Source organism: Streptomyces sp. NPDC041796, assembly GCF_055590785.1.
In genome coordinates, this window is sequence record NZ_JBVJAH010000010.1 from 304,258 (window position 1) to 327,701 (window position 23,444).

Below are 23,444 nucleotides of genomic sequence, written 5' to 3' on the forward strand. Positions count from 1 at the left end.
AGCGGCGGAACGATGCTTGGATCGACCCACGGCACCTTCACCACCGATCTCCGCGCCCGGGTGGTGGCCTGCGGGCAGACCACCGGAGCCGCCGTCCACGGCACCGCCGCGACCGAGGGCGACCGGGACGTCAGCGGCCGGCCCCTGCACGCTCCCGTGCCCGATCTCGACCGGCTCTTCCGGCCGGAGTCCGTCGCCGTCGTCGGGGCGTCCGACACCGAGGGCCGGCCCAACACCGGGATCACCGGGCAGTTGCTCCGCTGGGCCGAGCGGGTCGGCGCCCGGCTGTACCCCGTGCACCCCGGCCGCCCGTCGGTCTTCGGGCTCGACTGCGTGCCCTCCGTCTCCGCCCTGCCCGAACCCGTCGACGTCGCCGTGCTGCTGGTCGCCGACCCCCTGCCGGTCGTGGAGGAACTCGGCGCCGCCAAAGCCAGGTTCGCCGTCGCCTTCGCGTCCGGGTTCGCCGAGACCGGTGAGGCGGGCGCCGCCGCCCAGGCGCGGCTCGCGGCGGCGGCCGGCCGCGCGGGGGTACGGCTGCTGGGCCCCAACACGAACCTGAACGCCTTCGAGGAGTTCCGCGACGACCTCGACGGCCCCGCGATCGCCCTGATCACCCAGTCCGGCCACCAGGGCCGGCCCCTGTACGCCCTCCAGGAGCTGGGCGTGCGGCTCTCCCACTGGGCGCCGACGGGCAACGAGGCCGACCTGGAGAGCGCCGACTTCCTCGCGTACTTCGCCGAACGGCCCGAGGTCGGGGCGATCGCCTGCTATCTGGAGGGGATCAAGGACGGACGTTCCTTCCTCCTCGCCGCCGACCGGGCGGCACGGCGCGGCGTGCCCGTCGTCACCGTGAAGGTCGGCCGCACCCCGGCCGGGGCGCGGACCGCCGCGTCCCACACCGGGAAGCTGACCGGCGCCGACCGGGTGGTGGACGCGGCCATGCGACAGTTCGGCGTCACCAGGGTCGACGGCCTGGACGAACTCCAGGACACCGCCACCCTGCTCGCCCGCGCCCGCCCGCCGGCCACCGACGGCGTCGTGGTGTACTCGATCTCGGGCGGCACCGGTGCCCACTTCGCGGACCTGGCCGCGGCGGCCGGGCTGCGGCTGCCACGGCTGTCACCGGCCCGGCAGGACGAGCTCCACCAGTGGATACCCGGCTACCTGAACGTCGCCAACCCCGTCGACAACGGCGGCCACCCGGTCGGCGACGAGCGCGGCCGGAAGATCATCGACGCGCTGCTCGCCGACCCGGACGTCGGTGTCCTGATCTGCCCCATCACCGGACCCTTCCCGCCCATGAGCGACAAACTGGCCCAGGACCTCGTGGACGCGGCGGAAACCACGGACAAGCTGGTGTGCGTGGTGTGGGGGTCGCCCGTCGGCACCGAGGCCGCGTACCGCGAGACACTCCTCGGCTCCTCGCGCGTGGCCACGTTCCGGACGTTCGGCAACTGCGTCACCGCCGTCAAGGCGTACCTGGACCACCACCGGTTCGCCCGGACGTACCGCTCCCCCTTCGACGAGGCGCCCCGCACCCCCTCCCCCTCGTACCGCAAGGCGCAGGCCCTGATGCACCCCGGCCACCGGCTGAGCGAGCACGCGGCCAAGCAGCTCCTGCGCGCCTACGGCATCCGCGTACCGCGCGAGCAGCTCGTGACCAGCGCGGCGGCGGCCGTCAGGGCGGCGAGCCAGGTCGGGTACCCGGTCGTGATGAAGGCGTCCGCCCCGCAGCTCGCCCACAAGACCGAACTGGGCCTGGTCCGGATCGGTCTGACGTCCGCCAGCCAGGTCCGTGACACCTACCGGGAGCTCGTCGACATCGCCCGGTACGAGGAGGCCGTGCTGGACGGCATCCTGGTCTGCCAGATGGTCGACCGGGGCGTCGAGATGGTGGTGGGCGTGACGCACGACGAGCTGTTCGGCCCGACGGTCACCGTCGGTCTGGGCGGTGTCCTGGTGGAGGTCCTCTCGGACACCGCCGTCCGCGTACCGCCCTTCGGCGAGGACCAGGCGCGTGCCATGCTCGAGGAGCTGCGCGGGCGGGCCCTGCTGGACGGGGTGCGGGGGGCACCACCGAAGGACGTGGACGCGCTGGTCGAGGTGGTGCTGCGGGTGCAGCGGATGGCGCTGGAACTGGGCGGCCAGTTGTCGGAGCTGGACATCAACCCGCTGATGGTGCTCGAACGCGGGCAGGGCGCGGTGGCGCTGGACGCTATGGCGGTGTGCCGGTGACGAGAGAGGTGCTCCACTCCGTCGACGGCGGCGTCTCGTGGATCGCCCTGAACCGCCCGGAGGCCCTGAACGCCCTCACCCCCGACCAGCGGGAGCGGATCATCGCGCTGCTCTCCGAGGCGTCCGCCGACCCCGCCGTACGGGCCGTCGTCCTCACCGCCACCGGCCGGGGTTTCTGCGCCGGTGCCGATCTGCGCGGCCCGGGGCCGGTGGACCGGGAGCGCGTCGCGGGGGACGTGGCCAGGACGATCCGGCTCGGGGCCCAGCGTCTGATCGCCGCCGTCCTCGACTGCGAGAAGCCGGTGATCGCGGCCGTCAACGGCACGGCCGCCGGGATCGGCGCGCACCTCGCGTTCGCGTGCGACCTGGTCCTGGCGGCCGAATCGGCGCGGTTCATCGAGGTGTTCGTGCGCCGTGGCCTGGTCCCGGACGGCGGTGGCGCGTATCTGCTGCCGCGCCTGGTGGGGCCGCAGCGCGCGAAGGAGCTGATGTTCTTCGGCGACGCCCTGCCGGCCGACGAGGCGCGGGCCATGGGCCTGGTCAACCGGGTCGTCCCGGACGGCGAGCTGGAGAAGACGGCCCGCACCTGGGCGGAGCGCCTCGCGAAGGGCCCGACGCGCGCCCTCGCGCTCACCAAACAGCTCGTCAACGCGTCACTCGACACCGACCGTTCCTCCGCGTTCGCCGCGGAGGCGGCGGCACAGGAGATCACCATGACGACACACGACGCGAACGAGGGCGTGGCGAGCTTCGTGGAGCGCCGCACCCCCGCGTACAGGGGGGACTGACGTGATGGGCCACGCCGGGATGGCGGCCACCGCCGTCCGCTACCTCAGGTCCGTCGGGGCGCCCACGGCCTCCGGCCCGCCCCCGCCACCGCTGCTGCGGGCGGTGCGGGACGACGAACGGCTGCCCGTCGACCCGGCCGAGTTCCGGCGCGTCCTCGGCCACTTCGCCACGGGGGTCACCGTCGTCGCGGCGTACGACGCCGAGGGCCCCGCGGGCTTCGCCTGCCAGTCCTTCGCGTCCCTGTCGCTGGACCCGCCGCTGGTCGCCTTCATGGTGGCGCGCACCTCGGCGACGTGGCCCCGGATCGCCCGTGCCGGGGCGTTCTGCGTGAACGTCCTGGGTGCGGACCAGGCGGTCCTGTGCCGGGCGTTCGCGGTGAGCGGGTCGACGGGGGCGGACAAGTTCGCGGGCGTCCCGTACGACCCGGCGCCGGGGACGGGCTCGCCGCGCCTGGCGGGCGTCCCGGCCTGGATCGACTGCGTGGTCCACGCCGTGCACACGGGGGGCGACCACCTGATCGTGGTGGGCCGCGTGGAGGCGCTGGGCGCCTCGGACGACGGTGACCCGCTGCTGTTCCACCGGGGCGGGTTCGGCCGCCTCATGCCGTGACCGAGACCGTGACCGGCTGCCTCCGCCGGATCACCAGGGCCATCAGCGCCGCCGCCGCGCACAGAGCGCCGGACGCGTACCAGACCACGTCGTACGAGCCGAAGACGTCACGCGCCACACCGCCCGCGAAGGCGACCACCGCCGCGCCCACCTGGTGGGAGGCGAGGACCCAGCCGAAGACGATGGCCGAGTCCTCCCCGTAGTGCTCACGGCACAGGGCGATCGTCGGCGGCACCGTGGCGACCCAGTCCAGCCCGTAGAAGACGATGAAGAAGACCATCGGCGGGTGCACGGACGGCGCCAGCAGCATCGGCAGGAACAACAGGGAGACGCCGCGCAGCGCGTAGTACACGGCCAGCAGCCGCCGCGCCTCGAAGCGGTCGGTGAACCAGCCGGACGCGATGGTGCCGACGACGTCGAAGACTCCGATCACCGCGAGGAGCGACGCGGCGGCCGTCATCGGCATGCCGTGATCGTGGGCGGCGGGCACGAAGTGGGTCTTGACCAGGCCGTTCGTCGACGCGCCGCAGATCGCGAAGGTGCCGGCGAGCAGCCAGAAGGGGCCGGTGCGGGCGGCGGAGAACAGCACCGTCGTCGCGCGCCGCGCCGCTCCCGGCACGGGGGCGGGCTTCGGTACGAAGGTGTCGGCGCCGTACGGCTTGAGACCGGCGTCCGCCGGGTGGTCGCGCAGCAGGAGCCAGACGAACGGCACGACGGCGAGCGCGGAGAGGGCGACCGTGACGGCGGCCGGGCGCCAGCCGTGGTGGGTGACGAGCCAGGACAGCAGCGGCAGGAACACCAGCTGCCCCGAGGCGCCGGCGGCGGTGAGGATGCCGGTCACCAGGCCGCGCCGGGCGGTGAACCACCGGTTGGTGACGGTCGCCGCGAAGGCCAGCGCCATGGAGCCGCTGCCGAGCCCGACGAGGATGCCCCAGTAGAGGACGAGCTGCCAGGGCGCGGTCATCCACACCGTCAGCAAGGACCCGGCGGAGATGACCGACAGCGCGACCGCCACGACCCGCCGGATGCCGAACCGGTCCATGAGGGCGGCGGCGAACGGGGCGGTCAGGCCGTACAGCGCGAGGTTGACGGAGACGGCGAACCCGATCGTGCCGCGCGACCAGTCGAAATCCTCGTGCAGCGGCTCGATCAGCAGCCCCGGCAGCGAGGCGAAGGCCGCCGCGCCGATGATCGTCACGAAGGTGACGGCGGCGACGGACCAGGCGCGGTGGACGCGGGGAGTGCGGGCGGGCGGCTTGCTGGGAGCCGGAGCGGAGGTCGGCATCGTCTGGGTCACGTCGGACAGCATCGTCGGCGGCCCCGCAGCCGGACCAGCGGCCCGGATGCCACCCTTCGATAGGATCGGGCCATGAGCCGACCCGCCCCGCACCGTGTCGTCGTCCTCGCCCTCGCCGGGCTCCTCCCCTTCGAACTGGGCATCCCGCACCGCATCTTCGGCCGCGCCAAGGACGCCGGGGGGCTCCCCCTGTACGAGATCGTCACGTGCGGCGTGGCCCCGGGGCCGGTCGCGACCGACGCGGACTTCGCCATCTCCGTCGACCACGGGCCCGAGGCTCTGGCCACCGCCGACACGGTCGTCGTGCCCGCCTCGTACGAGCTCGGCCCGGTGTACGACGAGGGGAGGCTCACCGACGAGCTGGCCGCCGCGCTCGACCGCATCCGGCCCGGCACGCGCCTGGTCTCGATCTGCACCGGCGGGTACGTCCTGGCCGCCGCGGGATTCCTCGACGGCCGGCCCGCGACGACCCACTGGGCGTCCGCCGAGCACTTCCAGCGGCTGTTCCCGTCGGTCCGGGTCGACGCGGACGTCCTGTTCATCGACGACGGTGACGTCCTCACCTCCGCCGGGGTCGCCGCCGGCATCGATCTGTGCCTGCACATCGTGCGCCGCGACCACGGGTCGGCCGTGGCCAACGAGGTGGCGCGCCGCACCGTCGTACCGCCCCACCGGGACGGCGGTCAGGCGCAGTACGTCCACCGTCCCGTCCCCGACCCGCAGTTCGCGACCACGACGAAGGCCCGTGCCTGGGCGCTCGAACGCCTCCACGAACCGATCCAGCTACGGGACATGGCGCAGCGGGAGGCCATGAGCGTCCGGACGTTCACGCGCCGCTTCCGCGAGGAGGTCGGCGTCAGCCCCGGCCAGTGGCTGACCCAGCAGCGCGTGGAGCGCGCCCGGCAGCTTCTGGAGTCCTCGGACCTGCCGGTCGACCAGGTCGCGCGGAACGCCGGCTTCGGCACCGCCCAGTCCATGCGCCAGCACTTGCAGGCCACGCTCGGGGTCCCGCCCACCGTCTACCGCCGCACCTTCCGCGCCGGGTCCTCGACGCGGGCCTAGGCGAACACGAGCACGCCCCGCGCCACCCGCCCGTGGTGGGCGTCGTCGGCCGCCTTGGCGAAGTCCTCGACCGGGTACGTCTCCGTCACCAGCTCGTCGAGCAGGAGCCGCCCCTCGCGGTACAGCCCCGCGTAGAGCGGGATGTCGTGCTGCGGCCGCGAACTGCCGTACCGGCAGCCGAGTATCGACTTGTCGAGGAACATCGAGGCGGGCGGGAACGCGGCCTCGTCGGCGGGCGCGGTCATGCCGAGCAGGACGGCCTGCCCGTGCCGGTCGAGGAGGTCGATCGCCTTGCGTACGAGCCCGACGTGGCCCACGCACTCGAAGACGTGGTCGGCGCCGCCCGGCAGCACCTCGCGTACGGCGTCGGCGGAGGTGACGAAGTGCGTCGCCCCGAACCGCCGCGCGGCCGGTTCCTTGGCCGCCTGCACGTCGACGGCGACGATCGGGGAGGCACCGGCGAGGCGGGCGCCCTGGAGGACGTTGAGCCCGATGCCGCCCGCGCCGATGACGACGACGGTCTCGCCGCGCCCGACCCTGGCGCGGTTCAGCACGGCCCCGACCCCGGTGAGCACACCGCAGCCGATGAGCGCGGCCGAGCCGAGCGGGATGTCGGACGGGATCCTCACCGCCTGCACCGCGCGCACGAGCGTCCGTTCGGCGAAGACCGAGGTGGACGCGAACTGGTACACCGGCCGCCCGCTCCTGGTGAACGGTGTCCCCGGCCGCCCGATCGCCCGCCGGCACATCGTCGGCCGCCCCCGGTCGCAGTCGGCGCACGCCCCACAGTTCGCCAGTGTGGACAGCGCCACGTGGTCACCGGGCGCCACATGGGTCACCCCCGGCCCCACCGCCTCCACGACCCCCGCGCCCTCGTGCCCGAGCACCACCGGCGCCGGAAAGGGGATGGTCCCGTCGATCACGGACAGGTCGCTGTGGCACAGCCCGGCCGCGGCGATCCGCACCAGCACCTCGCCGGGCCCGGGATCCCGTACGACCAGGTCGTCGACGACCCGCGCCCTTTCACCGTCGAAGAGAACACCTCTCATGACGACCCCTTGGCCTCTCTGGGCAGGCCGAGCACCCGCTCGGCGATGATGTCGCGCTGGATCTCGTCCGAGCCGCCGTAGATGGTGTCGGCCCGGCTGAACAGGAACATCCGCTGCAGGTCGTCGAGTGGGTACGCGCCCGGCGACCACGTCCCCGGGCCGGTCGCGCCCGCCGCGCCCCGTACGGCCATCGCCAGCTCGCCCAGCCGCTGGTGCCACCGCCCCCACAGCAGCTTGGCCACGCTCGGCGCCCCCGCGTCGGCCGGACCGCCCAGGGTCCGCAGCGCGTTCCACCGCATCACCCGCAGCTCGGCCCACTGCCGTACGAGGGCGTCCCTCAGCACGGGATCGTCGGCCGCCCCGTTCTCCACGGCCAGCCGCAGCACACGCCCCAGCTCCGCCTCGAACCCGATCTGCTGGACGAGCGTCGACACGCCCCGCTCGACGGCGAGCAGCCCCATGGCGACCCGCCAGCCGTCCCCTTCCCTCCCCACCACGCCGGCGGCCTCGGCGCCGTCGAAGAAGACCTCGTTGAACTCGCTCGTCCCGGTCATCTGCCGGATGGGCCGCACCTCGATCCTGCCCGGCTGGTCCATGGGCACCAGCAGGAACGACAGCCCGTGGTGGCGCCGTGAGCCCGCCTCCGTCCTGGCGAGGACGAAGCACCAGTCGGCGTCGCCGGCGAGCGAGGTCCAGATCTTCTGGCCGGTGATCCGGTACACGTTCCCGTCCCGCTCGGCCCGGGTGCGCAGCCCCGCGAGGTCCGATCCGGCGCCCGGCTCGCTGTAGCCCTGGCACCACAGCTCCTCCCCCCGCGCGATGCCGGGGAGGAACCGGTTCTTCTGCTCCTCGTCCCCGTACGCGAGCAGGGTCGGCGCGAGGAGTTTCTCGCCGATGTGCCCGACCCGGCCGGGAGCCCCCGCCCGCGCGTACTCCTCGGCCCACACCACCTGCTGGGTGAGCGAGGCGCGCCGGTTGCCGTAGCCCTCCGCCTCCCAGCCGAGCCCGATCCAGCCGTCCGCGCCGAGCTGCCGCTCCCAGGCGCGCCCGCCCTCTCCCCAGGGGTGCGCCTCCAGCCACTCCCGTGCGACGGCCCGGAAGTCCTCGTCCTCTTCCCCGAAGGCGAAGTCCATGGCGGGGCCTACGCGTTCGGGCGGGACTTGGCGGCCGCCGCCCTGGCCATCTCCTCCAGCCGCTCCAGCAGCGGCATGGGGTCGGTGCCGACCGTCCCGGGCAGGAAGTCGGCGATCCGCTCGGGCGTCCAGGGCTCCTTCGCGTACGCGGCCCGGAGTTCGCGCGGCTGGGCCCACACGGCAATCTTGGGTCCGGCGATCGTGTAGACCTGGCCGGTGATCCTCTCGGCGCGAGCCCGGTCGGAGAGCAGGTAGACGACGAGTGCGGCGACGTCCTCGGGGTCGCCGATCTCCTTGAGCTCCATGGGCACGTTCGCCGACATGCGCGTACGGGCGACGGGGGCGACGGCGTTGGCGGTGACGCCGTACTTGTGCAGGCCGAGCGCGGCGCTGCGGACGAGGGAGATGATGCCGCCCTTGGCGGCGGAGTAGTTGGCCTGGGCCACGGAGCCCTGGTGGTTGCCGCTGGTGAAGCCGACGAGCGTCCCGGTGCCCTGCCTGCGCATCACGGCGGACGCGGCGCGGAAGACGGTGAAGGTGCCCTTGAGGTGGGTGGCGAGGACGGGGTCCCACTCCTCCTCGGACATGTTGAAGAGCATCCGTTCGCGGAGGATGCCGGCGACGCACACGGCTCCGTCGATCCGGCCGTACTCGGCGAGCGCGGTGTCCACGACGCGCTGTCCGCCCGCCATGGTGGAGATGTCGTCGGCGACGGCGACGGCCCTGCCGCCGGCCGCGGCGATCTCCTTGACGACGGCCGCCGCGACCTCCGAGGTGGGCTCGGCGCCCTCGATCGACACGCCGTGGTCGTTGACGACGACGCCGGCCCCTTCGGCGGCGCAGGCGAGGGCGACGGCCCGTCCGATGCCCCGCCCGGCGCCGGTCACGGCGATCACCTTGCCTGCCAAGAAGTTCCCCATGCCCGGCCCCTCCAGCCTTCCCGCGCCACCACTTCCGCCTTATCTGACGGATCGTTAGATTTTACGGTCCGCCAGATGCGCCAGCACAAGCCCTGGGAGGGCCCCATGTCACTGCCGGCCGCGTTCCACGAGATCGCCAAGCGCGTCAACAACTGGGGGCGCTGGGGGGAGGACGACGAGCGGGGCGCCCTCAACCTGATCACCGACGCCGTCGTACGGGAGGCGGCCGGGGCCGTGCACAGCGGCCTGCGCGTCCCGCTGGCGCTCCCGCTGTGCCAGGACGGGGTCCAGACGGGCCTGATCCCGGGCAGGATCAACCCGCTGCACGCCATGGTGCAGATCAACCAGGAGCTGTTCGGCCCGGGCACGGTCGCGACCAGCGACGACATCGTCACCATGGGGCTGCAGGCGGCGACCCACTGGGACGCCCTCACCCATGTCTCGCACTCGGGCAGGATCTACAACGGCCGCCCCGCCGGCTCCATCACCACGCACGGCCGCAGCCGGTTCAGCGGCATCGACACGGCGCGGCACATCGTCTCGCGGGGCGTCCTGCTGGACGTGGCCCGCGCCAAGGGCGTCGACCGCCTGCCGGGCGGGCACGCGGTGACGCCGGAGGACCTGGACGAGGCTGCGGAGTTCGGCGGGGTGAGCGTCCGGGCGGGCGACATCGTGCTCGTACGGACGGGACAGGTCCAGGTCTACCTCGCGGGCGACAAGCACGCGTACGGGTATCCGTCACCGGGCCTGTCGGTCCGTACGCCCGAGTGGTTCCACGCCCGCGACGTGGCGGCGGTCGCCAATGACACGCTCACCTTCGAGATCTTCCCGCCCGAGATCGAGGACCTGTGGCTGCCGGTGCACGCCCTGCACCTGGTGGAGATGGGCATGCTCCAGGGCCAGAACTGGAACCTGGAGGAGCTGTCCACAGCCTGTGCACAACAGCGGCGGTACGCCTTCCTGCTGGCCGCGATGCCCGAACCCTTCGTGGGTGCCACGGGTACCCCCGTGGCACCGGTGGCGGTCCTCTGACGCCAGGGCGCCCACGGCGCATGGCCGGACCCCGCGTTTCTCTTGGGTGGCGGCGCACTCATGCGCGCCCCGAGCACGGCACAGCGGCCGCCACCCGGCTCCGGCGGGCTCACCCCGAGGGCCCTGACATGGAGCCGCCGCCGAGCCGCGACCCGCACTCGCCGAGCACGTCAAGCCCTCGGCGTCCCCTCGCCACGAATCGCTGCTCCAAGGGTGATCAGACGGCCACCGCCCGTCAACACCTATTCAGGGATACTTCCGTTATGCCCGATTTATGACGGCGCGCGACGGCGCATACCCTCCCGGCTCACGCACCACCCCCGTCACCACCGGTGCGCCCCGGTCCACTTCGCACCAGATGCTCTTGCCGGCGCCTTCGCGCTGCCACCCCCACCGGTCGGCGAGCCCGTCGACCAGCTCCAGGCCCCGCCCGTTGGTGTCGTCGCCGTCGGCGTGACGAGGGCGCGGGGGGCGGGCGCTGGTGTCGGCGACCTCCACCCGCACCGTTCCCGCCTCCGCCGCGCCCGCGCCGAAGAGCATCCGCAGCACGGCCGGACAGCCGGTGTGCACCACGGCGTTGGTGACGAGCTCCGAAATGAGCAGCACCAGCGTCTCGGCCAGTGGCTCGTCATCCCCTATCCCGGAACCCGCGAGCCGTGACCGCGCCCATCTCCGGGCCCGGCCGACCTCCGCAGGATCGGGGCCGATCTCCAACTGCACCTGAAGCACCTGCACCGCTCACACCATCCGAACCGGCGGACACAACGCCTCGCGTCTCACAGCGACCACAGCCTTCACAGTCGTCACTGAACGTGATTTCCCTGTGGGACAGCATGGTTGACGTACAGTCACCGCAACAAGCGCTTCGGGCATATTCCAGCGCGAAGGAGTACGCGTCCTGCATACTGTGCGACGCACGCTGCGGGTAGTCGAACAGAGGGGCGCACCGCGCCACCGAGGAGCACGAACGGCGGGCACCCCGGGGCACGGAGCTGCCGCACGGGCACCACCGGACCGCACCGGCCTCCGAACCACTCGCACCCCACGGAGGGTACCGGAGGCGGGCACCGACTCCGGGCCGTGACGAGTCACCGGAACACAACAACCCGATATCAACGCTGCGTGACCACCTCACCCGAAGGGTTTCCTCCGGGGGAACGGAGCGCCGCCGCGCACATCTCCTCGGCCTCGCCCGTCCCCATCCACCGCCGTGCCCGCACCCACGCCCGCTTGAGGTGCAGGTGCACATCGGCCTCCCAGGTGAAGCCCGTCCCGCCGTACACCTGGAGGCAGTCCCGGGCGCCACGCACCGCCGCCTCGTCGGCCAGCAGCTTGGCGGCGGCGACGTCCACCGGGTCGGCCGTGACGGCGGCCGCGTACACCGCGCCGCGCGCCACCTCCACCCGCACCAGCATCTCGGCGCACAGGTGGGCCACCGCCTGGAAGGCGCCGATGGGGCGGCCGAACTGCTCGCGCTCGCGCGCGTACCGGGCCGCCATCTCCGTCGTACGGGCGGCGCTGCCGAGCTGCTCGGCGGCGGTGAGCAGCACGGCCACCGGGTCGCCGGGCGCACGCCCCCGCGGCACCCGGTGCAGTGGCGTCAGCGGGTCGGCCGAGCGGACCGGCCGGGCCCCGCGCACGTCGCCGCCCCGTACGGCGTCGGCGGCGTCCAGCCACTCCACCAGCGTCCCGTCCACGGCGGTGACGACCACGTCCCCCTCCGCCGCGCCCTCGACGTGCCCGGCCGCCAGGTGGGTGGCGACCAGCGGTCCGGGCAGCAGCACCCGCCCGGCCTCCTCGAAGACCAGCACCGCCTCCGGCAGCCCGAGTCCCACCCCGCCGTCCTCCTCCGGCAGCCGCAGCGCGAAGAACCCCGCCGCCCCCAGCTCCCGCCACAGCGCCCGGTCCAGTACGCCCGTGTCCACGGCCCTCCGCAGCGCGTCGGGCCCGAACCGCCCCTCCAGCAGTTCCCGCACGCCCCGCCGCAACGCCCGCTGGTCGTCGTCGAGTCGGAAAGGCACGGTCACCGTCCCTTCGGCAGGCCGAGGACCCGCTCGGCGACGATGCCGCGCTGGATCTGCGAAGTCCCGGCGGCGATGGTGTACGAGAGCGACGACAACCGGCCGTGGACCCACTCCCGGTCCAGGTCCAGCGCGTCGGCGCCGAGCACCTCGGCCGCCGTGTCGTACAGCTCCTGGCGGGCGTGCGAGTACCGCAGCTTGAACACCGACCCGCCCACCCCGGGCGCCGAGCCGGCCGCCTCCGCCGCGCTCACGTTCCACTGGATCAGCCGCCACAGGGCGAGGAACTCGGCGTTGAGCCTGCCCAGTCGGCGCCGGAGCACGGGGTCGTCCCACCGGCCGTTGGCCCGGGCCTCGCGCGCCAGCTCGCCGAGGACACGGCGGCAGGCCACCACCTCGCCGGCGAACGCCGTACCGCGCTCGTACGACAGGGTGACCATGGTGACCCGCCAGCCGTCGTTCTCGTCGCCGACCCGGTTGGCGACGGGCACGGGGACCTCGTCCAGGAACAGTTCGGCGAACTCGGTGGTTCCGGCGAGCGTGCGCAGCGGCCGGACGGTGACGCCGGGGGCGTCCATCGGCATGGCCAGCCAGGTGATGCCCCGGTGGCGGGGCGCCGCGGGGTCGGTGCGCACGAGCAGTTCGCACCAGTCGGCGACCTCGGCGTGGGAGGTCCAGATCTTCTGTCCGGTGACCAGGTACCGGTCGCCGTCGCGGACCGCGCGGGTCCGCAGGGAGGCCAGGTCGGAGCCGGCGTCCGGTTCGCTGAAGCCCTGGCACCACACGTGTTCGCCCCTGAGGATCGGCGGCAGCCACCGCTCGCGCTGCTCGGCGGTGCCCTCGGCCGCGATGGTCGGACCCGCGTGGAGCAGGCCGACGAAGTTGGCGCCCACGTAGGGCGCGCCGGCCAGCTCGGTCTCCTCCAGGAAGATCAGCCGCAGGGTCGGGGACGCCGCCCAGTGCAGGTCGCCGTATCCCGCGTCGTACAGCGCGCGTTGCCAGGCGGTGTCGTGGGCGCGGCGTCCCGGCCAGTCGGCGGGGTCGGGCTTCGGGGGCAGGCCGGGCAGCACGGCCGCGAGCCACTCCCGCAGCCGTGCCCGGAAGCCGGCCTCCTCCTGTGTGTACGCCAGGTCCATCAGACGAGGTCCAGGCCGAGCATCCGGATGGCGTTGCCGCGCATCAGCTTGTAGGTCGTCTCGTCGTCCAGCCCCTCGACGTGGTCGAGGGCGACCTCCTTGGTGTGCGGGAAGGTGGAGTCGACGTGCGGGTAGTCGGTCTCGAAGGTGGCGTTGTCGCGGCCGACCACGTCGAGGGACGCGATGCCGTGCTTGTCGCGGAAGAAGCAGCAGAAGATCTGCCGGTAGTAGTACGTGGACGGCGGCTCGGGGATCAGGTCGCGCACCCCGCCCCAGGCGCGGTGCTCCTCCCAGACGTCGTCGGCCCGCTCCAGCGCGTAGGGGATCCAGCCCATCTGTCCCTCGCTGTAGGCGAGCTTCAGCGCCGGGAACCTCACGAGGACCCCGGAGAACAGGAAGTCCATCATCGACGCCATCGCGTTGTTGAAGGACAGCGACGCCTGGACGGCGGGCGGAGCGTCGGGGGACGCGGCCGGCATCTGCGAGGAGGACCCGATGTGCATGTTGACGACGGTCCCGGTCTCCTCGCACACGGCGAAGAAGGGGTCCCAGTAGCCGGAGTGGATGGACGGCAGCCCGAGGTGGGTGGGGATCTCGCTGAAGGTGACCGCGCGTACGCCCCTGGCGGCGTTGCGGCGGATCTCGGCGACCGCGAGGCCGATGTCCCACAGCGGGATCAGGCACAGCGGGATCAGCCGCCCGCCGCTGTCGCCGCACCACTCCTCCACCATCCAGTCGTTGTAGGCGCGCACGCAGGCCAGGGCCACTTCCTTGTCCTTCGCCTCGGCGAAGGTCTGTCCGCAGAAGCGGGGGAAGGTGGGGAAGCAGAGGGATCCCTCGACGTGGTTGAGGTCCATGTCCTCCAGGCGCGCCTTGGGGTCCCAGCAGCCGCGCCGCATCTCCTGCCGGGTGATGCCTTCGAGGGTCATGTCGTCGCGGTCGAAGCCGGCGGCGGCGATGTTGCGCTTGTACGGGAACCTCAGGTCCTCGTAGATCCACCAGTCGGCCGGCGGGCCCTCCGGGTCCATGGTGATCCGGTACTTCCCGCCGATGTACGCCAGCTCACCGATCCCGGTGGTCAGGGGCTTGGGGCCGCGGTCGCGGTACTTGGCCGGGAGCCAGGTCTCGAAGAGGTGCGCCGGCTCGATGACGTGGTCGTCGACGCTGATGATCCGAGGCAGTTCCGTCATGACGCGCCTCCATTTTCTGACGGTCCGTCAGCTCTATGGACGCAGGCTAGCCCCGCACCCCTGGACCGACAAGGCGCACCGCCCTACGCTCACCCCACCGACCTGACGATCCGTCAGTCAAGGAGGAGCCGACCGTGCCGGACACCGCACACGACCTGGGCGCCTCGCGCACCCTGTGGGAGCTCGTCGAACGCCGCGCCCGCCTCACCCCGGACCGCCCCGCCCTCCTCCAGGACGACCGGAGCCTCACCTTCGGCGCCCTGCGCGACCGCGCCGAACGAACCGCGGCCGGGCTCTGGAACAGGGGCGTACGGCCCGGCGCCGTCGTCGCCTGGCAACTGCCCACCCGCATCGAGACCGTCGTCCTCACCGTCGCCCTGGCCCGCCTCGGCGCCGTCCAGTCCCCGGTCATCCCGTACTACCGGGACCGGGAGGTGGGCTTCGCGCTGCGCGAGTCCACGGCCGGCTTCTTCGCCGTCCCGGGCACCTGGCGCGGCTTCGACCACACCGCCATGGCCCACCGCCTCGGCGCGCGCGGCGTCTTCGAGGCGTACGACACCCTCCCCGACGCCGACCCGGCAGCCCTGCCCGCGCCCCCGCCCGCCTCGGGGACGGACGTGCGCTGGATCTACTGGACGTCCGGCACGACGTCCGACCCCAAAGGTGTCCTGCACACCGACCGTTCCCTGATCGCCGGCGGTTCCTGCCTCGCCCACGCACTGCGTCTGACACCGGACGACGTCGGGTCGATCGCCTTCCCCTTCGCCCACATCGGCGGCCTCGACTACCTCGTGATGCTGCTGCTGTACGGGTTCCCCGCCGTCCTCCTGGAGACCTTCGCCCTGCCGGACGCCCTGGACACCTACCGGGCGCACGGCGTGACCACGGCCGGTGGCTCCACCGCCTTCTACGCGATGTTCCTCGCCGAACAGCGCAAACAGCCCGGGAGCAAGCTCATCCCCACCCTGCGGCTGCTCGCGGGCGGCGGCGCGCCCAAGCCTCCGGAGCTCTATTTCGACGTCGTACGGGAGATGGGCTGCCGCCTCACCCACGGCTACGGCATGACCGAGGTCCCGATGATCACGATGGGGTCCCCCGACGACACCGACGAGCACCTCGCCACCACCGAGGGACGCCCGCCGGAAGAGATGGAGATACGCGTCGTCGACGGCGAGGTGCGGCTGCGCGGCGAGGCGGTGTGCCGGGGCTATCTGGACCCCGCGCACACCGCGGAGGCGTTCGACGACGACGGGTTCCTGAGGACCGGGGACCTGGGGTACCTCACGGAATCCGGCCACCTGGTGCTCACCGGGCGCGTCAAGGACGTCATCATCCGCAAGGGCGAGAACATCTCGGCCCAGGAGATCGAGGACCTCCTGCACCGGCACCCCGCGGTCCGGGACGCGGCCGTGATCGGCCTGCCGGACCCGGAACGCGGGGAAAAGGTGTGCGCGGTCGTCGAGACCACCGGCGAGCTGACGCTCGGCACCCTCACCGCGTTCCTCCGGGACGAGGGCCTGGCCGTGCACAAACTGCCGGAGCGACTGGAGGTCGTGGACGCCCTCCCCCGCAACGACACCCTGCGCAAGGTGCTCAAGTACAAGCTGCGCGAGCGGTACTCCGGGGCGTGACGCCGGGCGCGACCACCAGGATGTGCTACGACTCCTGGGTCATGAAGTAGCGGGCGAAGGCCGTGACGGCCTCCTCCTCGTCGACCTGTCCGCTGCGGTCGAGGTCCAGCGACTCGGCCGCGAGCGCGGCGGTGTGCGACTCGACGCCCAGCACCCGCAGGGCACGCTCCACCTCCGCCGTCCCGGCCTTCCCGTCACCGTCCTGGTCGGCGACCGCGAGCAGGGCGCGCACGAAGGGACGGGCGATCTCGGCGAACCGGTCCGGATTGTCGCGCAGCCGCTTCACGGCGCCGCTGACGAACTCCCCCCGGGTCACCCGCTGGTCGCCGTCCACGTCCGCGATTCCGGCCAGGCCCTGCCAGAAGGCCTCCGCGCCGCCCGCGAGCGCCTGCCCCTTGTCCGAACGGAACGAGGTGCCGAACTCCTCCAGCAGCCGGCCGGCCGCGGTCGTGAAGTCCTCGCGGGAGATATAGCCGTTGCCGTCCTGGTCGAAGGCGGCGAACCGGGAGGCGATCCGGCGCTCGTACAAGTCCTCTGCGTCCATGCCGGGAGCGTACGACGCCAAGACGGCGCCGTCACGCCGTCAGTTGCTCGTCCTCCTCGCCGGTGGCCGAGGCGACGTCCGCGTACACCGCGAACAGGCGCCGTACACCGAGGGCTGCCAGGACCCGGTTGACGTGCGAGCCCTCGACGGCCCCCTGGGCGGGCAGTATCAGCCGCAGCCTGCCCCGGCAGGAGTGCAGCAGCCGCCGGGAGGCGATCAGCACGCCGACGCCGCTGGAGTCGCAGAACAGCACCTCGGACAGGTCGAGGACGACGTCACGCCTGCCCTCGGCCACCGCCTCGTGCACGCTCCTGCGGACAACGGGTGAGGTGACCAGGTCGAGTTCTCCCCGAACGCTGAGCACGGTCCAGGCGCCGTGTTCGGCTTCGTCCACCGTGAGCGTCACGCGCCAACCCTTCGCCGAATCCCACTGGGGCCCCCGAACCGGAAGCGATGCTTCCTTTGCGCCGCTGCTGCCCCGTCGTCCCCCCATGAAACACGATCCACCCGTAGTGACGGTTCCCTTACCATCCGGAACCGGCACGAGGGGCACTTGGCACAAAGAGGGGCGCGTCACCGGTGCGGCGCACTACATTCGACAGCAGTCGGGTTCGGGAGGGCTCCGAATGGCGAAGGACACACCACCGCGCTGGGACCGCAAGATGCAGCAGCGGCTGGCGCGCGGCGAGGCGGCCGCCCTCGGTGAGCTGTACGACCGGTTCGCCTCCCTCGTGCACAACACGGCGCACCGCGTCCTCGACGACGAGGCGGCCGCCGACCAGGTCACGCGCGAGGTCTTCGGGTACGTATGGGAGAACCCGGACGCGTACGACCCCCGGCGCGAGGGCTCGATGCGCTCCTGGATAGCGAAGCTGACCCGCCGCCAGGCCGTGCACCGGCTGCGCCAGGCGGAGGCCAAGGCGCATGCGGAGCGCGGCGGCTCCGCGGAGGAACTGGAGCAGAAGGTGCGGCGCGCGGCGGTGTCCGCCCGCGCGGACTTCATCGTCCAGTCCATGCCCGCGCCGTTGCGCGCCGCGCTGGAGCTGGCCTATTTCCAGCGCCGGGACTACCGTCAGACCGCCGCGGACCTCGGTGTGACCGAGGACGAGGCGCGGCGCCGGCTGCGGCTGGGGCTCCAGCTCCTGGCCACCGCGAACAGCCGGCCACTGGACGGGCGGACGCTGTGACCGGGCCGCTGGACGGCGGTGGCCACGACGACGGCCAGGAGGAGGTGGGTGGCGTGCCGCGCATACCGTCCCCGAGACGGGCCGCCGACGACTACGAGGCGCTGCCCGCGGCCGAGGGCGCGCCGCCGCCCCTGCCGCACAAGGTCCTCCAGTCGCTGCTGGGCGCCTGGGCGCTGTCGGCGTGCTCGCCCGAGGAGACGACCGCCGTCGAGGAGCACCTGACGGAGTGCGCCCCCTGCGCGGAGGAGGCCCTGCGGCTGCGGGACGCGGTCGGGCTGCTCCACCACGAGCGGGACCTGGACCTCGACCCGCTGCTGCGCTCCCGGGTGCTGGAGAACTGCCTGGGCCGCCGGCCCGCGAAGATCCCCGTGCCCGACTGGGCCGGTCCGTACGACGCGGAGACCGCCCGGCTCGACGCCCTGCTGCGGGACATCGGCGACTCCGAGTGGCACGCGCCGGTGCGGCTCAAGTGGTTCGAGCGCGACCGGTCGGTCAGCCGCCGGACCACCGTCGCCGGGGTGATCGGTCACCTCCAGGCCGTCGACAGCCTCGTCGCGACGGCGATCGGCCTGGACGACTCGCTGTCGCCGAAGACCCCGGCCGAGCGGACCGAGGCCTTCTGGCGGGGCGCCCACCACCCGCCCACCAGAGCGGTCCGCGGACCGTGGCGCGACCAGGCCCACACCCTGATCCGCACGGTGTCCTTCGCGGGCCGCGGGGTCGCCGAACTGTCCGTGTCGTACGGCGACTTCTCCCTGCCGCTGCGTGACGCGCTCCTCGACCGGGCCTTCGAATGCTGGGTGCACGCCGACGACATCGCGAACGCCGTCGACTACCCGTACGAGCCGCCCAGCGGCGCGCATCTGCACGGCATGATCGACCTGGCGGCCCGTTTACTGCCGGCCGCCCTCGCCGGCCGCCGCCGCGCGGGGCTCGCCGCCCCGGCCCGCCACCTCGTCACGGCCGGCGCGCCGGGCCGCTCGCTCCACCTGGAGGTGGAGGGCTCGGGCGGCGGCGACTGGTACATCGCCCTGGACTCCCCGGCGGCCATCGGCTCCCCGGACCGCAAGGTCGCGCAGGTGGCCCTGGACAGCGTGGAGTTCTGTCAGCTCGTGGCCGGCCACATCGCCCCGGAGGAAGCCGCCGCGGGCCAGGACGGCGACCGCGAGGCCATCCGCGACGTCCTCTTCGCGGCGGCCTCGCTGAGCCGCTTGTAGTGAGGGGGCTGCCGCCCCCGGGCGGTGCCCTTCTCCGCGGTTACGCCCGGGGCGCCCCGGGCCGCGGGGTTCGCAGGGGCCCGAGCCCTTACGTGAAGACGACCGTGCGGTGACCGTTCAGCAGGATGCGGCGTTCCGCGTGCCACTTGACCGCCCGGGCGAGCGCCTGGCACTCGACGTCGCGGCCGACGGCGACGAGCTGGTCAGGGGTGACCTCGTGGCCGACCCGTTCGACCTCCTGCTCGATGATCGGGCCTTCGTCGAGGTCGGCCGTCACATAGTGGGCCGTCGCGCCGATCAGCTTCACACCGCGCGCGTGCGCCTGGTGGTAGGGCTTGGCGCCCTTGAAGCTCGGGAGGAACGAGTGGTGGATGTTGATGATCCGGCCGCTGAGCTGCTTGCACAGGTCGTCCGACAGGACCTGCATGTAGCGGGCGAGGACGACCAGTTCGACGTTCTCCGCGCGCACCAGCTCCAGCAGCTCGGCCTCGGCCTGCGACTTGGTGTCCTTGGTGACCGGAATGTGGTGGAACGGGACGTCGTACGAGGCGACCAGCTCGGCGAAGTCGGTGTGGTTGGAGACGACCGCCACGATGTCGACCGGCAGCGCGCCGATCCGGGTACGGAACAGCAGGTCGTTCAGGCAGTGGCCGAACTTCGACACCATCAGCACGACCCGCATGCGCTCGTCGGCGCGGTGGATCTGCCAGTCCATCTCGAAGGAGTCCCCGACGGCCGCGAAGCTCGCCCGCAGCTTGTCCACCGTGACCGGGGCCTCGGCCGAGAAGTGGACCCGCATGAAGAACAGGCCGGTGTCCCGGTCGCCGAACTGCTGACTGTCCTCGATGTTGCAGCCGGTGATGAAGAGGTAACTCGAAACGGCGTGCACAATGCCCTGCTTGTCCGGGCAGGAGAGCGTGAGGACGTACTGGTCGGTCATCCTGGCAGGATGCCACATCCGGGAGGGGCGGCCGGACCGCGGTCCGTCACGCGGACCTCGTCATGATCCGCAGCACGTCCAGCGAACGCGGTGGCGCGTCGGGGTCCTCGCCGTCGTTGACGGCCAGCCGTACGTGCGCGTCACGGGCCGCCCGAACCGCCTCCGGCCACCCGTGGTGACCCATGTAGGCGGAGACGGGGGCGTCCGGGCCGACCTGGTGCATGATCCGCAGCACCCGCAGGACCGCGACGTCGACCAGCGCGGCCTCGCCCGAGTCCCGGAATATCGTCCCCACGTACTTCTCGGCGGACCAGTTGTCCAGCCAGGTGTCCTCGACCAGCCGGTAGACGGCGTCGGTGACGTCCCCGTAACCCTCCAGGCCGGCCAGCCAGCACTCCTGGTGGAAGGCGGGGTCGGAGAGCATGTGCAGCGCCGAGCGCACGTTGGCACGCCAGCGCCACCACGGCATGTCTGTGAGCGGCATGCCGCCCATGGTGGGGGAGCGACGGCCGCGACGGGAAGAGTTCACGGAAGCTGACACGTTTCGATCGTACGTTCCGCAGCAGATGGCGCGGACCGGCCCCCGTAATTCACCTCGGCGTCACCCAGCGTTGAACCACCCTCACTCCCGCGTTACCCATGGGGCGGAATTGTGCATGCCCATGACCGGTAACGGCAGGCGACGCTTCTCCTCCACCCTCTCCCTCATCAGGACCGCGGCGGCAGTCGGCTCGGCGTGCCTCCTGGCCGGGTGCGGGGTCCTCCCTGGAGCCACGGGGGGCTCCAGGGAGCCCATCACCGTCATGACCTGGGCGCCCGAGGGCACCCTCGCGACCAATATGCCCGGTATGCCCGCCATGGGGCAGGCCTACGCCCGCTGGATCAACTCCCGGGGCGGAGTGGGCGGCCGTGAGCTCCGGGTGATCACCTGCAACGTGGGCAACGAGGCCACGACGACCGCCGCGTGCGCCCGGCGCGCGGTCCAGGAGGACGTGGTCGCGGTCGTCGGCTCGTACAGCCAGCACGGCCGTGCCTTCATGCCGGTGCTGGAGGCCGCCGCCATCCCGTACATCGGTGGCTACGGCATCACCGACGACGAGTTCCGGAGCTCGGTCTCCTACCCGGTCAACGGCGGCCAGGCCGCGCTGCTGGCCGGGAACGGCATCCAGCTCGCGGACTCGTGCGACCGCGTCTCCCTCGTCCGGCCCGACACGGTCACCGGCGCGGACCTGCCGTACATCCTCAACGCGGGCCTCGCGGAGGGACACCACCGGACCGCGGCCGACATCCCGGCCGCCGACGACGCCGGCGAGTACACCGACGAGGCCCGGCAGTCCCGCGACCGCGTCGGCGACGAGGGCGGCTGCGTCACCGCCGCGCTCGGCGAGCACACCGCGAACTTCTTCGACTCCTTCCGCCGGCTCCCGCCCGACGGCCGGGACGTCAAGGTCTCCTCGGTCCTCGGCAGCGTCGACCAGCCGCTCATCGACCGCACCGGCGGGGCGAACGGCCCCTTCGAGGGGGCCTACATCACCGGCTGGTACCCGGACGCGGGCGACGAGCGCTGGAACACGATGAAGCAGGTGCTCCGGGAGCACGCCTTCGCCGACAACCGGATCGACCCGGCCGACGCGGGCGTCCAGACGACCTGGATCGCGTACACCGTCCTGACGAAGGTCGTCGAGTCCCTCGGCGACGAGGAGATCACCCCGGGCGTCATCAGCCAGGCGCTCACCCGCGGGGTGCGGGTGGACACCGGTGGCCTCACCCCGCCGCTGCGCTGGCGCTACGAGGACATGCTCGGTACACCCGGCACACCCCGGGTGGTGAACCACCAGGTCACGTTCCAAGTCGTGCGCAAGGGGCGGCTGGTGGCGCAGAGGGAAGGGTTCGTCGACGTCGGCCCCACGCTCCGCGAGGCCGCCGCCCTCTAGGCCGCGTCCGCGCGGATCACAGCTGGGCGGGCTGTCGCGGGGTCAGGCCGTACGTTCCCGCGATGCCGTTCCACAGCGCGGAAGCCTTCCGCTTCGCGGTCGTCGCCTCACCGCTGGCCACGTTGCCCTGGACGAACTCGCCGGTGCTGCGCGCCTTCCCGCCCTTGCAGCCCTTCTTGCCCTTGACCTCGGTCGCCCAGGCCGCGTAGTGGTCGTCCGCCGAGGCGGACGCCTGCCAGGCCTTGGTCAGCGCGGCGCTCAGCTCGGCGTGGTTCGGGAGCTTGTCGACGGTCAGGCCCTGCAGCCGGGTCACCAGCTCACGGCGCTGCCCGGCGGCACCGCGCAGGTCGGTCGCGGCCTGGTCGAGGCTCTGGCACTTCTTGATGTTCTCGACGGAGCGGATCACCGTGTCGCGGCTGTTGTTGCTGTCCGCGAGGAGCTTGTCCAGCGCTTCCGCCTGCGCCTTGGCCGGGTCGGGGGCGGGCTGCGAGGCGCCCGTGCCGGGGGTCGGGGAACTGGCGGCGGCCACACCGGCCTTGTCGGTCGGTGCCTTCTTGTCGTCCTCACCGCCGCTGAGGAGGGCACCGGCCCCGAGTCCCAGGACGGCGCAGCCGACCACGACGGCGGCGATCAGCGGCAGCTTCGAGGACCGCCGCGGCGCGGGCTCCTGGTAGGGCTCCTGGTACTGCTGCGCGGGCTGGGGTGCCTGCGGCGCCTGGTACGGCTGCCGGCCCTGCTGGTGGGGAGCGTGGGCACCGACCGGTGGCATGGCTTGTGTCGCGGCCGCGCCGTCGCGGAACAGGCTGTCGAACTCCGCGGGGGGCTGCCGGTCGCCCGGCGCCCCGGGACGTATCCCGAAGGGCGCGCCGGACGGCTGGGGCGGGACGGGCGCGATGTACTGCGTGGCGTCGTCGTCCCGGGCCGCCGCCGGGCGGGTGCCGAGGAACTGCGTCGACTCGGCCGGGCTCTCGGCGGGCGCGGGCATCGGCATGGGCATCGGCCCGGCACCCGGAGCGGCGACCGGCGGGAGGTACTGGGTGGCGTCCGCGTCGGCGGCCCCCGGCGGCATCTCGGGCGGCAGCGGCTGGGCGACGGTCCCGTACGCCTGACCCTGCGGGTACTGCTGGGGCTGCGGCGAGTGCTGGTGGGGCTGCGGCTGGTGCGGCTGCTGGTGCTGGTGCTGGTGCTGGTGGGGCTGCTGGTAGCCCCCGGGTTCCTGGTGCTGCTGCTGGTACGCCCCCGGCTGCTGCTGCCCGTCCGGCGGCCCCCAGGGGCCGCCCCACGGCCGGCCCCCGGCCGGCCCGGCGGCGGCCGCGCCCCAGGGCTCACTGCCGTCGGCGGGCAGCACGACACCTTCGTGCGCGGGCCGCGCCGCGGGAAGGTGCGGCTCCTGGCCCTGTCCGCTCTGCGTCACCGGGACTCCTACGTGTGAACGGGTAAACCTGCAAACCTACGGAAGCGTCGGCTCACGCTACCGGGTGACGCAGAGCGCGCGCACACGTGTGTGGCAGCAGTAAC

The 23,444-nt window shown here is 72.9% G+C and carries 22 protein-coding genes; 9 read left to right on the plus strand and 13 right to left on the minus strand.

Annotation, left to right across the window (positions count from 1 at the left end; translation table 11 throughout):
• Nucleotides 1-12 precede the first annotated feature (12 nt).
• From ACZ6C1_RS22395 to ACZ6C1_RS22405, 3 genes are read left to right on the plus strand one after another with little or no spacing between them, the layout of a single operon-like run.
• A complete protein-coding gene (locus ACZ6C1_RS22395) occupies nt 13-2,235 on the plus strand; it encodes an acetate--CoA ligase family protein (protein ID WP_469242952.1) in 2,223 nt (740 codons plus the stop codon).
• On the plus strand, nt 2,226-3,023 hold the full coding sequence (locus tag ACZ6C1_RS22400; RefSeq protein WP_469242953.1) for an enoyl-CoA hydratase/isomerase family protein: 798 nt from the start codon (nt 2,226-2,228) through the stop codon (nt 3,021-3,023). The genes ACZ6C1_RS22395 and ACZ6C1_RS22400 overlap by 10 nt, the downstream gene beginning before the upstream one ends.
• Nucleotides 3,024-3,042: 19 nt before the next feature.
• On the plus strand, nt 3,043-3,633 hold the full coding sequence (locus ACZ6C1_RS22405) for a flavin reductase family protein (protein ID WP_469242997.1): 591 nt from the start codon (nt 3,043-3,045) through the stop codon (nt 3,631-3,633).
• Here the strand turns inward: ACZ6C1_RS22405 and ACZ6C1_RS22410 are convergent.
• Entirely contained in the window at nt 3,623-4,942 is a 1,320-nt protein-coding gene (locus ACZ6C1_RS22410; protein ID WP_469242954.1) for an MFS transporter, read from the minus strand. The genes ACZ6C1_RS22405 and ACZ6C1_RS22410 overlap by 11 nt on opposite strands.
• Before the next feature lie 60 nt (nt 4,943-5,002).
• Between ACZ6C1_RS22410 and ACZ6C1_RS22415 the strand changes: the two genes are divergently transcribed.
• Nucleotides 5,003-5,992: a GlxA family transcriptional regulator gene (locus ACZ6C1_RS22415; RefSeq protein WP_469242955.1), complete on the plus strand. Its 990-nt coding sequence runs from the start codon at nt 5,003-5,005 to the stop codon at nt 5,990-5,992.
• On the opposite strand, the gene ACZ6C1_RS22420 is transcribed toward ACZ6C1_RS22415, so the two are convergent.
• Genes ACZ6C1_RS22420 through ACZ6C1_RS22430 form a run of 3 tightly spaced genes read right to left on the minus strand, consistent with a single transcriptional unit; the run spans nt 5,989 to nt 9,094 of the window.
• Nucleotides 5,989-7,041, minus strand: a complete 1,053-nt coding sequence (locus ACZ6C1_RS22420) for a Zn-dependent alcohol dehydrogenase (RefSeq protein WP_469242956.1) — start codon at nt 7,039-7,041, stop codon at nt 5,989-5,991. The two genes, ACZ6C1_RS22415 and ACZ6C1_RS22420, sit on opposite strands and share 4 nt — an antisense overlap.
• Nucleotides 7,038-8,174, minus strand: a complete 1,137-nt coding sequence (locus ACZ6C1_RS22425) for an acyl-CoA dehydrogenase family protein (RefSeq protein WP_469242957.1) — start codon at nt 8,172-8,174, stop codon at nt 7,038-7,040. Before ACZ6C1_RS22425 ends, ACZ6C1_RS22420 begins: the two co-directional genes overlap by 4 nt.
• Nucleotides 8,175-8,182: 8 nt before the next feature.
• Entirely contained in the window at nt 8,183-9,094 is a 912-nt protein-coding gene (locus ACZ6C1_RS22430) for an SDR family oxidoreductase (RefSeq protein WP_469242958.1), read from the minus strand.
• 105 nt (nt 9,095-9,199) lie between these two features.
• Between ACZ6C1_RS22430 and ACZ6C1_RS22435 the strand changes: the two genes are divergently transcribed.
• A complete protein-coding gene (locus tag ACZ6C1_RS22435; RefSeq protein WP_469242998.1) occupies nt 9,200-10,126 on the plus strand; it encodes a cyclase family protein in 927 nt (308 codons plus the stop codon).
• Between the two features lie 261 nt (nt 10,127-10,387).
• Here ACZ6C1_RS22435 and ACZ6C1_RS22440 read toward each other — a convergent pair whose 3' ends face one another.
• The 4 genes from ACZ6C1_RS22440 to ACZ6C1_RS22455 form a co-directional block, all read right to left on the minus strand.
• Nucleotides 10,388-10,861: an ATP-binding protein gene (locus tag ACZ6C1_RS22440; protein WP_469242959.1), complete on the minus strand. Its 474-nt coding sequence runs from the start codon at nt 10,859-10,861 to the stop codon at nt 10,388-10,390.
• Between the two features lie 377 nt (nt 10,862-11,238).
• A complete protein-coding gene (locus tag ACZ6C1_RS22445; RefSeq protein WP_469242960.1) occupies nt 11,239-12,147 on the minus strand; it encodes an acyl-CoA dehydrogenase family protein in 909 nt (302 codons plus the stop codon).
• 2 nt (nt 12,148-12,149) lie between these two features.
• Nucleotides 12,150-13,283: an acyl-CoA dehydrogenase family protein gene (locus ACZ6C1_RS22450; protein WP_469242961.1), complete on the minus strand. Its 1,134-nt coding sequence runs from the start codon at nt 13,281-13,283 to the stop codon at nt 12,150-12,152.
• On the minus strand, nt 13,283-14,473 hold the full coding sequence (locus ACZ6C1_RS22455; protein WP_469242962.1) for an amidohydrolase family protein: 1,191 nt from the start codon (nt 14,471-14,473) through the stop codon (nt 13,283-13,285). Before ACZ6C1_RS22455 ends, ACZ6C1_RS22450 begins: the two co-directional genes overlap by 1 nt.
• 134 nt (nt 14,474-14,607) lie before the next feature.
• On the opposite strand from ACZ6C1_RS22455, the gene ACZ6C1_RS22460 reads away from it, so the two are divergent.
• On the plus strand, nt 14,608-16,104 hold the full coding sequence (locus ACZ6C1_RS22460) for a class I adenylate-forming enzyme family protein (RefSeq protein ID WP_469242963.1): 1,497 nt from the start codon (nt 14,608-14,610) through the stop codon (nt 16,102-16,104).
• 25 nt (nt 16,105-16,129) lie between these two features.
• Here ACZ6C1_RS22460 and ACZ6C1_RS22465 read toward each other — a convergent pair whose 3' ends face one another.
• Both ACZ6C1_RS22465 and ACZ6C1_RS22470 read right to left on the minus strand, forming a co-directional pair.
• The gene (locus tag ACZ6C1_RS22465; RefSeq protein ID WP_469242964.1) at nt 16,130-16,648 is read right to left on the minus strand and encodes an EF-hand domain-containing protein; all 519 of its coding nucleotides are present in this window, start codon (nt 16,646-16,648) and stop codon (nt 16,130-16,132) included.
• Between the two features lie 31 nt (nt 16,649-16,679).
• Nucleotides 16,680-17,054 (minus strand): STAS domain-containing protein, encoded by a 375-nt coding sequence (locus ACZ6C1_RS22470; RefSeq protein ID WP_469242965.1) that lies wholly within the window; start codon nt 17,052-17,054, stop codon nt 16,680-16,682.
• A gap of 220 nt (nt 17,055-17,274) precedes the next feature.
• Between ACZ6C1_RS22470 and ACZ6C1_RS22475 the strand changes: the two genes are divergently transcribed.
• Together ACZ6C1_RS22475 and ACZ6C1_RS22480 are read left to right on the plus strand one after the other, a co-directional pair.
• Nucleotides 17,275-17,835, plus strand: a complete 561-nt coding sequence (locus tag ACZ6C1_RS22475) for a sigma-70 family RNA polymerase sigma factor (RefSeq protein ID WP_469242966.1) — start codon at nt 17,275-17,277, stop codon at nt 17,833-17,835.
• Nucleotides 17,832-19,052, plus strand: coding sequence for a zf-HC2 domain-containing protein (locus ACZ6C1_RS22480; RefSeq protein ID WP_469242967.1), 1,221 nt, complete (start codon nt 17,832-17,834; stop codon nt 19,050-19,052). Before ACZ6C1_RS22475 ends, ACZ6C1_RS22480 begins: the two co-directional genes overlap by 4 nt.
• An 88-nt stretch (nt 19,053-19,140) precedes the next feature.
• Here the strand turns inward: ACZ6C1_RS22480 and purU are convergent, their stop codons facing one another.
• Both purU and ACZ6C1_RS22490 read right to left on the minus strand, forming a co-directional pair.
• A complete protein-coding gene (gene purU, locus ACZ6C1_RS22485) occupies nt 19,141-19,992 on the minus strand; it encodes a formyltetrahydrofolate deformylase (RefSeq protein WP_469242968.1) in 852 nt (283 codons plus the stop codon).
• Nucleotides 19,993-20,038: 46 nt separating this feature from the next.
• Nucleotides 20,039-20,485, minus strand: coding sequence for an SCO4402 family protein (locus tag ACZ6C1_RS22490; RefSeq protein WP_469243000.1), 447 nt, complete (start codon nt 20,483-20,485; stop codon nt 20,039-20,041).
• A gap of 169 nt (nt 20,486-20,654) precedes the next feature.
• On the opposite strand from ACZ6C1_RS22490, the gene ACZ6C1_RS22495 reads away from it, so the two are divergent.
• The gene (locus tag ACZ6C1_RS22495) at nt 20,655-21,926 is read left to right on the plus strand and encodes an ABC transporter substrate-binding protein (RefSeq protein WP_469243001.1); all 1,272 of its coding nucleotides are present in this window, start codon (nt 20,655-20,657) and stop codon (nt 21,924-21,926) included.
• A gap of 16 nt (nt 21,927-21,942) precedes the next feature.
• Here ACZ6C1_RS22495 and ACZ6C1_RS22500 read toward each other — a convergent pair whose 3' ends face one another.
• Complete coding sequence (locus ACZ6C1_RS22500) at nt 21,943-23,340, minus strand: flagellar basal body-associated FliL family protein (protein WP_469242969.1); 1,398 nt, start codon at nt 23,338-23,340, stop codon at nt 21,943-21,945.
• Nucleotides 23,341-23,444: the final 104 nt, after the last annotated feature.